This window comes from Criibacterium bergeronii, from assembly GCF_001693775.2.
GTDB lineage: Bacteria > Bacillota > Clostridia > Peptostreptococcales > Filifactoraceae > Peptoanaerobacter > Peptoanaerobacter bergeronii.
In genome coordinates, this window is sequence record NZ_MBEW02000035.1 from 1 (window position 1) to 12,429 (window position 12,429).

General features: G+C 33.1%; 11 protein-coding genes. 8 read left to right on the top strand and 3 right to left on the bottom strand.

Annotated elements, in window-relative coordinates:
• The 4 genes from BBG48_RS09835 to BBG48_RS09850 form a co-directional block, all read left to right on the top strand.
• Nucleotides 1–592, top strand: a 592-nt coding sequence (locus tag BBG48_RS09835; RefSeq protein WP_116170970.1) for a YggS family pyridoxal phosphate-dependent enzyme, incomplete at its 5' end; no start/stop codon positions are given.
• A 19-nt stretch (nt 593–611) separates the two neighbouring features.
• Complete coding sequence (locus BBG48_RS09840; protein ID WP_068913973.1) at nt 612–1,097, top strand: cell division protein SepF; 486 nt, start codon at nt 612–614, stop codon at nt 1,095–1,097.
• A 12-nt stretch (nt 1,098–1,109) separates the two neighbouring features.
• Complete coding sequence (locus BBG48_RS09845; protein WP_068913974.1) at nt 1,110–1,388, top strand: YggT family protein; 279 nt, start codon at nt 1,110–1,112, stop codon at nt 1,386–1,388.
• Nucleotides 1,389–1,432: 44 nt separating this feature from the next.
• Nucleotides 1,433–2,224, top strand: coding sequence for a YlmH family RNA-binding protein (locus BBG48_RS09850; protein WP_094754491.1), 792 nt, complete (start codon nt 1,433–1,435; stop codon nt 2,222–2,224).
• 410 nt (nt 2,225–2,634) lie between these two features.
• On the opposite strand, the gene aspS is transcribed toward BBG48_RS09850, so the two are convergent.
• Entirely contained in the window at nt 2,635–4,428 is a 1,794-nt protein-coding gene (aspS, locus tag BBG48_RS09855) for an aspartate--tRNA ligase (protein WP_068913975.1), read from the bottom strand.
• A gap of 261 nt (nt 4,429–4,689) precedes the next feature.
• Between aspS and BBG48_RS09860 the strand changes: the two genes are divergently transcribed.
• From BBG48_RS09860 to rpoD, 3 genes are all read left to right on the top strand, one after another.
• Nucleotides 4,690–5,112: a SoxR reducing system RseC family protein gene (locus tag BBG48_RS09860; protein WP_068913976.1), complete on the top strand. Its 423-nt coding sequence runs from the start codon at nt 4,690–4,692 to the stop codon at nt 5,110–5,112.
• Between the two features lie 83 nt (nt 5,113–5,195).
• Nucleotides 5,196–6,902 carry a DNA primase gene (gene dnaG / locus BBG48_RS09865; RefSeq protein ID WP_068913977.1) on the top strand — a complete coding sequence of 569 codons (1,707 nt, stop codon included), beginning with the start codon at nt 5,196–5,198 and terminating at the stop codon, nt 6,900–6,902.
• Nucleotides 6,902–8,359 (top strand): RNA polymerase sigma factor RpoD, encoded by a 1,458-nt coding sequence (gene rpoD, locus BBG48_RS09870; RefSeq protein WP_330410379.1) that lies wholly within the window; start codon nt 6,902–6,904, stop codon nt 8,357–8,359. Before dnaG ends, rpoD begins: the two co-directional genes overlap by 1 nt.
• A gap of 496 nt (nt 8,360–8,855) precedes the next feature.
• Here rpoD and BBG48_RS09875 read toward each other — a convergent pair whose 3' ends face one another.
• On the bottom strand, nt 8,856–9,290 hold the full coding sequence (locus BBG48_RS09875) for a hotdog domain-containing protein (RefSeq protein WP_068913978.1): 435 nt from the start codon (nt 9,288–9,290) through the stop codon (nt 8,856–8,858).
• 43 nt (nt 9,291–9,333) lie between these two features.
• On the bottom strand, nt 9,334–10,863 hold the full coding sequence (locus BBG48_RS09880; RefSeq protein WP_243446783.1) for a Na+/H+ antiporter NhaC family protein: 1,530 nt from the start codon (nt 10,861–10,863) through the stop codon (nt 9,334–9,336).
• A gap of 345 nt (nt 10,864–11,208) precedes the next feature.
• Between BBG48_RS09880 and BBG48_RS09885 the strand changes: the two genes are divergently transcribed.
• Nucleotides 11,209–12,429 (top strand): sodium/glutamate symporter (locus BBG48_RS09885; protein WP_116170971.1); only part of this gene is annotated, 1,221 nt, incomplete at its 3' end.

Sequence of the window (12,429 nt, forward strand, 5' to 3'; positions counted from 1 at the left end):
AAGTAAGACTGTAGATATGCCTGAAATAAAACAAATATATGATTTAGGAATAAGAGATTTTGGGGAAAATAAACCTCAGGAACTGGCAAGAAAATCACAGGAATTGACTGATGCTAATTGGCATCAAATAGGAACCTTGCAAAAAAACAAAGTCAAATACATCATCGATAGAGTAAGGCTAATACATTCTGTGGATTCGCTATCTCTTGCACAAGAGATAGATAAAAGAGCTAAGCAACTTGACATTACAATAAATTGCCTATTACAAATCAATATCTCCCACGAGGAATCTAAACATGGGATAGAAGAAAAAGACGTCATTGAATTTGTAAAAAATTTGCAGCAATATAAAAACATATCATTAATAGGCTTAATGGGTATGGCTCCTTATGAATCTGATAAAGAAAAAACAAGACCTTATTTTCAGAGGATGAAAGAAATTATTTCTGATGTCAACTCAAAGAAAATATATGGTTCTGAGCTTACCGAGCTTTCCATGGGGATGAGCAATGATTTTCAAATTGCCATCGAAGAGGGAGCGACAATGGTAAGAGTAGGAACTAGCATTTTTGGAGAAAGAACATACAAATAAAAATTTTAGGAGGATACTTATGGGAGCTTTTGCAGCTAAATTTAAAGAAATATTTACAGTTGGTAACGAAGACGAATATGATGAAATGGATACCATGGAAGAAACTGAAATGGAAGAAAAAGAAAGTGCACCTAGTGTAGGTCTAAGAATCTTAAGTAACACATCTAATAGACAAAAAGCCTCAGCTAGTATATCATTAGCAAAGGTTGTAGTTTATGAACCTGTTGAATATAAAGACGCTACTAATGTTATAGATAGCTTAAAAAATAACAAAATAGTTATAATGAAACTGGAAAATGTAAAAGAATCAAGAAGTATGGATGCAATACTTGTAAAACAACAAATTTTTGAATGTATTAATGGTGCTGTTTATGCGTTAGAAGGAACTATCGAAAAACTTAGTGAAACTATATTCTTACTTGCACCAAAAGACGTTGATGTAGATGCAACTACACTTGATACAGACGATACAGCTACTAATTTTATGTCTAAATTTTACAACTAAATAGGATAGATAATGCTGATATTAAGATTGTTAAATCTATGCTATGAACTAACGACCCTTTCAATAATTGTAAGGGCAGTCATATCATGGATACCAAATATAGACTGCTACAAAGAGCCTATAAAAACATTAATAAAGTTTACTGATTGGATTTTAGACCCAATTAAGGATTTATTAGACCGCTTTGGACTGCTTACAGTAATAGATGTAAGCCCTATTATAGCCTTGTTTTTAATTAATATTGTTTACAAGTTTTTATATAGAATTTTAATCATGTTTTTTATTAACTAAAACTAGTTGGTATTTAGTTTTGTTAAGTGCGAAATAAAATATTTATGGGAATAATCGACAAAGAAAAATATATAGCTTTTATCAGGGATGAAGAAACAAAGATTTTTATTAAGCATAATTTATCGAAGTTAGAGTCTGTTTTAAAATCCTATGAGATTAAGAAAACTGATTTCATGGACCCATATAGACAAAGGGTGTTTAGTTCAGTTTTAAATTCATTTTCTGATGAAGTATCATACAGGCTCTTTGGAGGCTTAAAGTTAGCTGAGAGAAAATTATTTCTTATATTTCCATATTATGAGCAAGATATACAAGACCCTTTAAAGCTTGTTAGATTTGAGTCTGATTTTAGTTTTGACAATATTACGCATAAAGATTGTCTTGGTGCGTTGATGTCGCTTGGTTTAACTCGGGAAAAATTAGGTGACATATACATAGGAAATGGGTATGTAGATGTAGTTACTTTAGATAATATTGCAGATTATATTGCAATTAATCTAACTAAAATTAGGCACTCAGGAGTAAAGGGCAAGATTTTACCCATAGAGCAGATTAAGGAAGTAAAACCGGAATTTATATATAGAGATATAATTGCGTCATCGCTTAGGGTAGACGTCGTTATTTCTGCTGCTTTAAATGTTTCAAGGCAGGTTTCATCTGCTGTTTGTGAAAACGGTAAGGTAAAAGTTGATTTTGAACCAATATTTTCAAAATCTAAGGAATTAGACTTAGACTCTTTGGTTTCGGTTAGAGGATATGGCAGATTTAAGATTGCAGGAATAAATGGCAAAACCAGCAAAGATAAATATAGATTGAAAGTTGGCTTTTATGACTAAAAACAAATAAAAACGCCTTTATGGACTGCGGCTACGCATATCTACTTGGGCGTTTTTTTGATTATATTTCAATTTATACCGTTATCTATTTCAAAAATCACTATTACTAACTTAATTTGAAAATTATAGTATAAATATTGAAAAGAAATTTGTGTTGCTCTCTGATACAAAAAAATTTATAATGAAAAATAATACTACATTTTCTTATGTAAGTTAGTATATGTTTGAAAAGGTGCAGTTGCATTTGACTAGCGAGATTGCTAACGCTGTGAGCTAAGTGAATAAAAGTGCCAAAAGAAAATACAACTGCACTTTCAATTAGGTTTTAGTATTAGATATAAAAAACGTTGCCTACCATTTTTTAAAGTAAAATATGGTACACAACGTTTTTATTATTATAAAAGTATTACTTATTCATTTTTATTTTTTGTATCTGCTATTATTATGCCAAGTTCTTTAAGTGCTGAGCTATCAGAAACTGATGGGGCTTCAGTAAGTGGGCATATAGCGTTTTGATTTTTAGGGAAAGCTATAACGTCTCTGATTGAGTTTTCTTTTAATAGGAGCATTATTAATCTATCCATACCAAAGGCGATGCCACCATGAGGAGGTGTGCCGTACTTAAATGCTTCAAGTAAGAAACCAAATTTTTCCTGAGCACTTTCTTTAGTGAACCCAAGACATTCAAACATTTTTTCTTGGATTTTTGCATCGTGTATTCTTATGCTTCCGCCACCAAGCTCTACACCGTTTAATACCATATCATATGCTTTTGCACGGACATTTTCCAGGTCGTTATCTAATTTGTCTAAATCTTCTTCCATCGGCATAGTGAATGGATGGTGCATTGCCATAAATCTTTGCTCTTCTTCACTATATTCAAATTGAGGAAACTCAGTTACATATAGTAGATTGAATTTGTTTTTATCTATTAGACCTAAATCTTCGCCTAGCTGTAATCTTATATGACCAAGTGCATCGGCTGCAACTTTATGTTTATCAGCTACAAATAATACTAGGTCACCTGTTTCAGCACCTACGCCTTCTAATAATTTTTGCATTTTATCTTCTGGGATAAATTTTGCAATTGGGGAATTAATCCCTTCCTGAGTTAATTTTATATAGGCTAGACCTTTAGCTCCGTATGTTTTTGCTAAATCTTCAAGTTTTGCTATTTGCTTTCTTGAGTATTTATCTTCAGCACCTTTTGCTACTAAGCATCTAACGGAGGTTTTTGGGTCGGTAGCGGCGGTTTCAAATACTGAAAATCCGCAATCCTTTGTCAAGTCACATACGATTTGTATTTGCATATCAAATCTTGTGTCAGGCTTGTCAGAGCCGTACTTTGTCATTGCCTCTTGCCAAGTCATTCTTTGAAGTGGAAGTTGTATATCTACATTTAGAGTTTCTTTAAATATTTTTTGAACCATTTGTTCCATTATGCCCATGACGTCCTCAGGCTCTACAAAGGACATTTCGCAGTCAATTTGTGTAAATTCAGGCTGTCTGTCTGCTCTTAAATCTTCGTCTCTAAAGCATCTAGCTATTTGGAAATATCTGTCAAAACCTGATACCATAAGCATTTGCTTAAATAGCTGTGGAGATTGTGGAAGTGCGTAAAATTTACCGTTGTTTACTCTGCTTGGTACTAGGTAGTCTCTTGCTCCTTCCGGAGTTGGTTTTGTCAGCATTGGAGTTTCGATTTCTATAAAGCCATTTTCTGATAAGAAATTTCTAACTATTTGAGCAACTTTGTGTCTGAATAAGAAATTTCTTTGCATATGTGGTTTTCTCAAATCAAGATATCTATATTTTAGGCGAAGGGTTTCATCAGCGTTGTCATCGTCTTTTACATATATTGGTGGGGTTTGAGCTGTATTTAATATTAATAAATCGTCTGCGGTAATTTCTATTTCTCCGGTAGGAATATCTTTGTTTATAGAGCTTCTTTGTCTTACTTTTCCTTTTACTGCTACTACATATTCACTGCCAAGGGTCTGAGCTTTTTCGTAAACTTCTTTTTTTGTATTTTCATCAAATACTATTTGGCAAATTCCGCTCCTATCTCTTACGTCTGCAAATATAAGTGAGCCTAGGTCACGACTTCTTTGTATCCAGCCCATGACAACGACTTCTTTGCCTATGTCAGCTGGTCTTAATTCTGCGCAATAAATTGTTCGCTTTAATCCATTTAATTTATCCATAGTTCTCCTTTTTGAGGTATACTAGATTTATCTCAACTTATGGTACGAATAATATATTATTTGATAAATTTTTTATTAGTTTACCGATATAGTATATTGATATAGAGATTTTATGAAAGTAGTTTCCTCAGTTTTCAAAAAAATATTAATGCTTTTAGTGTATATTTTACACAATTTATAAAAATAGTGCAAGCAGTTTAAGTTTAATGATGTAATTAAATATACATATTTTGGGTAAATATGATAAAAGAGGTGAACACAATGAAAGAACTAGCGACAGTGATACAGACAAATGACCAAGATGCTTTGGTTAGAGTGCTTAGAAGCGATGCTTGCGGTAAATGTAAAGCGTGTAGTATGTGGAGTGAAAAAAGTGAATATATAGACTTGACGGTTAAAAATACATTAGATGCAAAAATTGGTGACTCGGTGGAGCTTGACCTTGACTCACCTGATGTATTGGCAGCGTCATTTGTGATGTACGTTATACCGCTGATAGCGTTAATTGGCGGAGTTATGCTTGGATATTATGTCATTAAGCCGAATGATGAATTAACAGCTGTAATTACAGGATTTATATTATTAGCTCTATCATATATAGGATTAAAATTTAACGACAACAGACTTAAAAATTCTGATAGATTTGTTATAAAAATGACCGGTAAAGCTACTCCACTACTATAATAAGTGACAGATTTGAATATTGCTGTTTTAGTGGCATTTGTCAGGGTAAAAATATATTGTTACAAATAGTTGGAGGAGTTTGATTGAACGGCTCAAATAGAATAGACCAAACTTTTATTGACAACTTGTTAGAACAAGTTAGTATAGTAGGACTTATAGGTCAATATGTAAATCTTAAAAAATCAGGTGACAGTTATAGCGGTTTGTGTCCATTTCACCATGAAAAGACACCTTCGTTTATGGTAAATGAAAAAAAGAAAATTTTCAAATGCTTTGGCTGTAATGAGGCGGGCAATGCTATAAGTTTTCTTATGAAAAGGGAAAATTTAACCTTTATAGAAGCGTTAAAGAGGCTATGTGAGTATGCACATATTGATATGCCTGAGCAAAGGGAATTAACCCAAGACGAAATAAGAAAATACAATGAAAGAAATAGACAAATTGAACTTCATACAGAATTAGCAAGGTTATATTTTAATAACTTGGCAAATAATATGGATAATTCAAAAAAATACTTATTATCAAGAGGAGTGAATGAAAAAGCTATAAGAAAATTTGGCTTAGGTTACGAAAAAGGTGATGGTAGCAGCGTAAAATATTTATTGGATAAAGGCTTTACGCAAAAAGAATTACTTGATAGTAAAATATTTAGAGAAAAAAATGATAGAGTATACTCAATCTTTTTTAGGAGAGTAATGTATCCTATATTCGATAGAAGAGGCAAGGTGATTGCATTTGGTGGTAGAACCCTAGACAAAGACGGGCAACCAAAATATCTTAATTCACCTGAAAATATTATTTTTTTCAAAAAAAATCAACTTTATGGCTTAAACTATGCAATAAAAGACAATGCAGATAATATCATACTAGTAGAAGGCTATATGGATGTCATATCCCTAGTACAAAATGGAATGTTTGGGGCAGTTGCATCTCTTGGTACTTCGCTTACCAAAGAGCAAGCAAAAATATTAAAATTTCCAAATAAAAAAGTTTATTTGTGCTATGATAGTGACGCAGCCGGTATTAAGGCAACGATTAGAGCTATAGATATACTTAAAGCTGAAGAAATAAATCCATACATAATAAGCATGGCAGATTGCAAAGACCCGGATGAATTTTTTCAAAAGCACACGATACAGGAGTTTAAGCAAAATATAAGAGATGCGAAAACTCCGCTGGCATTTAAAATAGACATATTAAGAAAATCCTATGACCTTAAAATTTACACACAAAAACAAGAGTTTATCAAAAGAGCGGCAGCCCTATTGAAAATAGAAAAAGACCCCTTGGAAAAGGAATATCAGACAAAGAGGCTTGCGTCAAGTACGGATACATCTGTTGAAACCATAACACAGCTTGCCTATGGATATTATTCAAAAAATAGGTACAACAGTTATAATAACATACAAATAAAAAAACCAAGCACAAGACCTGTTGTTAAAAAGACAACCAACGAAGAAAGACTAAAAAAGATTTTACAAAAAGAAGAGACGTTTGCTTATTATATAAAAGACATATTAAGCGAACAATGCCTGCAAGACGAAGAATTGAAAAAAATTCTGACAAGAAACTATGAACAAACAACCGCCCCAAGTGAACAGCAGTTGCAGGACATCACAAAAATAGCTATACAATGTAAAATCGATTATATAAATAGAAAAATAGAAAGTAATAAAAAGTCTCTTAATTCTGAACAGCAACTAGATATACTAGAGGCATTGTTTAAAGAAAATATAAACCTAGTTAAACAAAGAGAAGATTTAAATAATAAAATTAGAGGGATGATGTAATGAAAAATCCTAACACAGAAAAGGTAGAAAAAGTGAAAGCAACGCCAAAGAAAAAAACAACAAAAGAAGAAAAAGTTATAACACCAAGCACTGACAAAAAGGCAAAAAGTAAAGCAATGACAAAAGACGAAAAGAAAACCACAAAAAAAACTAAAGCAACAGCACCAAAGAAAAAAACATCAAAAGCGGCAAAAGAACCAGTAACACCCGAAGAAATGGACTTATATATAGAGGACGCTGAAAAAATTGATTTATCAGCTCTAAATGACGATATAGACTCACAGATAGCTGAAAAAGAACAAGAGCCTACTAATGGAAATTGTAAGAATAAAAATAATTCTTCTGAATACGAAAAAGTCATCAAAGAGCTTACCGCAAAAGGTAAAAAAGATGGTTTCCTAGATTATGATACAATCATGGACGCCCTAGACACCTACGATATAAGCAAAGACAAGATTGATGATATGTACTACGCATTTGCACTTATGGGCATAGAAGTAGTAGACGGATTAGATAAAGAACCAAGCGAAGAAGAAATAGAAACAGAGCTAAATGACGATAAAATTATCGAAGAAGATAAAGACATAGACGAAGAGCTGAAAAATCTTGAAAGCACCATGCTCAAGAGTAACATAGACGACCCTGTAAGAATGTATCTTAAAGAAATAGGGAAAATTCCATTACTTACAGCAGAAGAAGAAATAGAGCTTTCCAAGAAAATGCTAGAAGGTGACGAAGTTGCTAAAATGCACATAGTAGAGGCTAACCTAAGACTAGTAGTAGCCATAGCGAAAAGATATGTAGGCAGAGGAATGCTTTTCTTAGATTTAATACAAGAGGGCAATCTTGGATTGATAAAAGCAGTAGAAAAATTTGACTACAAAAAAGGTTTTAAATTCTCAACTTATGCAACATGGTGGATTAGACAGTCGATTACAAGGTCAATTGCAGACCAAGCAAGAACAATCAGAATACCGGTGCACATGGTAGAGACAATAAATAAATTAATAAGATACAACAGACAACTAGTCCAAGAACTAGGACGAGACCCAAAACCGGAAGAAATAGCAAAGCACATGGATATGCCGGAAGAAAAAATAATGGAAATAATGAAGATAGCTCAAGAACCGGTATCATTAGAAACACCAATAGGCGAAGAAGAAGACTCACATCTTGGTGACTTCATACCTGACGATGACGCACTAGCACCATCAGAGGCAGCAGCATACTCCTTACTAAAAGAACAGCTAGACGACGTACTTGAAACATTGACAGACAGAGAAAAGAAAGTATTAAAACTAAGGTTCGGACTAGAAGATGGCAGAGCTAGAACGCTAGAAGAAGTAGGTAAAGAATTTGATGTAACAAGAGAAAGAATAAGACAAATAGAAGCCAAAGCACTAAGAAAACTTAGAGGACCTAAAAAATCAAATAAATTAAAAGATTATTTAGACTAAAATAACCTTTATTAAAATGAAAAACTGCCGGAGAATATTTCTTCAGCAGTTTTTCATTTTAATAACCAATAAAATATTTTATACTAACTTACATAAGAAAATGTAGTATTATTTTTCATTAGAAATTTTTTTGTATCAGAGAGCAACACAAATTTCTTTTCAATATTTATACTATAATTTTCAAAGTAAGTTAGTATTAATTGTAATTATAGATAAACTATTATACTAATACCTAATTAAATCATCAATAAAGGCTGGTATCTTCATCGAAGGAGATCGTGAGCCACCGCCGTATGCGAAAAACTCTCTTATATGAATATACTCCACCGTTTATTAGATAATAGTAATATATTCTACAATATTTATTGAAGATTAATTTTGGTTCTTTGTCAACTGTTGGGGGGGGGGAACCTCAGCAGTTATTATAGAACCATTTAAAATATGTATAAACAAAAGGTGCTAACCAAAAGTTAGCACCCATTTTTTTGTTTTGTAACTATGCGTTGCTATTGCTTAAAAATTTTAGAGCTCTCTGTCTCATTTTTACTTCTTCTTCATCTGCCGGCTCATCCATTACTATACCATGTGCAACTTTTTTACGAGTAGTTTTGTCTATAGTAATGTATGTTACAAGCCCTTCGATACATATATCGTCAGAGTCAAAAGTTTTACCGTAGATATAAACAGTTACACTGGATTTACCTACATGGGCGACTTGACCGGTATAATCAATTATTGCTCCGCTTGGTACAGGTTTTAAAAATTTTGACATATTTACTGCAAAACAAACTACTTCTTCAGGCTTTTTGTACATAGCTGTAGTCATAAAGCCTGTTTCCATCAACCACATAGTAGCTTTTCCAACAAATAGAGTACGATGATGGTTTAAATCCTCACTCATAACAATGAAAGACGAATGTCTTTTTTTCATAAAATTGCCTTTCTTTTAAAAGTTATATTTTATTAAATAATTATTAAATCAAACCTTTTTTACGCAATTTAGCTTCGGTAAGACGTTTTGCAATTATAATAACTATGATTAAACTGATAAGACCGGTTGAAATTGCAATAACAGGGTTGTTAAAATAGCTGCCGAATATAAATCCTATTACGGAAGATATAGCGACCATTATGGAATATGGCATCTGCGACCTTACATGGTCAATATGGTGACAGTTAGCACCTGCTGATGAAAGTATCGTAGTATCTGATATAGGCGAACAGTGGTCACCAAAGACAGAGCCTGAGAATATAGATGCCAATATTACAGAAATATGGCTCATTGCTCCCATATGCACTATTATTGGTACAATTATAGGTATTAGTATACCGAATGTGCCCCATGCAGTACCTGTTGAGAATGATAGTAGAGAAGAAAGTATAAATATAATTGCAGGAAATATCCAAATAGGAATAGAAGCGTTTGTAAGCTGATTAGCAACGTATCCGCCTGTATTTAAATAATCTGTTTGAGTAATTCCGCCAATCGTCCATGCTAGGATAAGAATAATCATAGCACCTACCATGGATTTAACACCTTCGTTAATACCATTCATAAATTCGGATAAGGTCATAAGCTTTCTAGGAAGATACATAACAAAAGCCATAACTAGACCTGCAAAAGAGCCAATGACAAGAGAAATATTTGTATTAGCATTACCAAATGCCTCACCAAGAGTTGAGACATCTCCTGAGAATAAACCGCCGGTTCTCAGCATGAAATATACAGTCACAATGATAAGTATTAATACAGGCAAGATTAAATCAATTACCTTACCTTTTTCACTATGAGCTAGCTTGTCTTCTGATGATAAATCGGAAGTTTCTATAGAAGTGTCATTTAAATCAAATTCAGCCATAGGACCTATATCAAAGTTAACAAATGTGAAAATAAACACGCAGATAATTGTTAAAAGTGAATATAAATTGAATGGAATAGTTGAGATAAATACTCCCATAGCATTATCAACATTTGCACTGTCAATATTAGAAACTACAGAGGCAGCCCAACTAGATACAGGAGCTATTATACATATAGGAGCAGCTGTAGAGTCTATGATGTAAGCCAATTTTGCCCTTGGAACATTATTCTTGTCAGTGATAGGTTTCATAACTGCACCGACTGTCAGACAGTTGAAGTAGTCATCAATAAAAATCATTATACCAAGAATAGCTGCGGATAATTTAGCCATAGATGGACTTTTTATTTTTTCGCCTGCCCATTTACCATAGGCGAAAGAGCCACCTGCTTTGTTTATTAATGTAACCAAAGCACCTAATAGTCCTAGGAACAATAACATTAGGGAATTGTCAGACATTTGAGTTCCCATTAAAGTGAATACAGTTTCTACGGTTTGTAAAACATTAAATCCAGTAAATATCAAACCACCTGTTATAATACCAAGTAGAAGTGAAGGGATTACTTCTTTTGTAACAAGTGCAAGTATGATAGCCACTAGAGGCGGTATAATTGATAATATACCGAAATCCATTGCTTCTGACAAAGCAAAATCTCCTTTCAATATAAAACGACTAAGTCGAATTTATATTTTATCTTATTAAATCATGAATATACTAATTCATAAACCCCTTGAATTATCATACTATTATATAAAATATTAGATTTATAGTCAAGCTAAAGAAAATATTAATATAAATTTGTAAATTGCAAATTTGTTTAAAATATGCTATAAATACTAATAAATAATGTAAGATAATTTATATTTTTATAAGTAGAACTATCTAAATATTTTTATTTTATTAAATAGAATTACAATATTTTCTAAAATTGTCTTACTTATTTAAAGTATTTATTTTTATTATACTATATTTTTCCAAGGAGGAGCATCATGGAAAAACAACTTTATGAGTATTTTGGTAAGCTCACAGTGCCTGAAGGCGGGGGCATTAACCAATTTCAAGTGGAATATCTTACCACTTTAGGCTTAGCTGCTATAGTCATTTTTGCCGGCAGATTTATTGTTTCTAAATCTGCAACACTCAGAAAATATGCTATACCAGCTCCAGTTATTTCAGGTATAATTTTTTCTTTATTAATATCATTTATTAAGATGTCAGGTATTATAGCATTTAGTTTCGATACTAAAATTATGAAAGACTTAGCACAAAATATATTTTTCCTTTGTGTTGGATATGGCTTTTCAATTAACACTATCAAGCACGCTGGTGGTAAGCTGGTTATTATGATTGCTATTGCCGCTTGCCTACTAATTACCTTTCAAGATCTACTTGGTGTAGCTATTGCAAAAGTTATAGGCTTACATCCATTACTTGCACTACAGTGTTCGTCATCAGCTATGTCAGGTGGTGTCGGTACAGCCTCAGCATTTGGACCTATATTTGAAAAAATGGGAGCAGTAGATGCTACAGTTATAGGTGTGGCAGCAGGTACAATGGGTAATATAATGGGTTCTCTTATAGGTGGACCGGTGGCAGCCTTCCTAATAAAAAGCAAAGGTCTAAAATCCGACCCTAACGATGTACCTGAAGAAAAGAAATCAAGCAAGCTACCTGAGCTTAATAATGATAGAGTTTTAAGAGCCTTTGCCATGGTATTGTTAATAGCAGCTCTTGGTATGCCAATATATGTGATATTAGACAATATTCCAATGATAGAAATGCCTAAATTCATAGGTTGCCTGTTTGCAGGAGCGATTGCTAGAAATGTTATAGAGTCAGTAAAGGGAGATACTTTCGTACCGGAAGTAAATGCTATTGAGCATATGTGGCTTGAGCTTTACCTAGCATTAGTTCTTATGACTATAGACATCACTAAGCTAGCTCCAGTTGCCGGTCAAATGGGAGTGATTTTATTAGCACAAGCTCTATTGATGGCAGTTTTTGCAATAGTAATCTCTTTCAATATGTTCGGCAGAGATTATGGTGCGGCTGTAATGGCAGCCGGCAATTGTGGATGGGGTTGCGGCTCAGGACCTAATGCAGTAGCTAATGAAAAAGCGGTAATGGATGAATATGGTTATCACCATGTAGCTTGGGTACTGTACCCATCATGGGCAGTTATAGTAGATGACATATACAATCCTATATTC

Bases quoted from the DNA above. Each gene is read 5' to 3' on its own strand.
- BBG48_RS09840 (WP_068913973.1), top strand. From the start codon at position 612: ATGGGAGCTTTTGCAGCTAAATTTAAAGAAATATTTACAGTTGGTAAC.
- BBG48_RS09845 (WP_068913974.1), top strand. From the start codon at position 1,110: ATGCTGATATTAAGATTGTTAAATCTATGCTATGAACTAACGACCCTT.
- BBG48_RS09850 (WP_094754491.1), top strand. From the start codon at position 1,433: ATGGGAATAATCGACAAAGAAAAATATATAGCTTTTATCAGGGATGAA.
- aspS (WP_068913975.1), bottom strand. From the start codon at position 4,428: ATGGATAAATTAAATGGATTAAAGCGAACAATTTATTGCGCAGAATTA.
- BBG48_RS09860 (WP_068913976.1), top strand. From the start codon at position 4,690: ATGAAAGAACTAGCGACAGTGATACAGACAAATGACCAAGATGCTTTG.
- rpoD (WP_330410379.1), top strand. From the start codon at position 6,902: ATGAAAAATCCTAACACAGAAAAGGTAGAAAAAGTGAAAGCAACGCCA.
- BBG48_RS09875 (WP_068913978.1), bottom strand. From the start codon at position 9,290: ATGAAAAAAAGACATTCGTCTTTCATTGTTATGAGTGAGGATTTAAAC.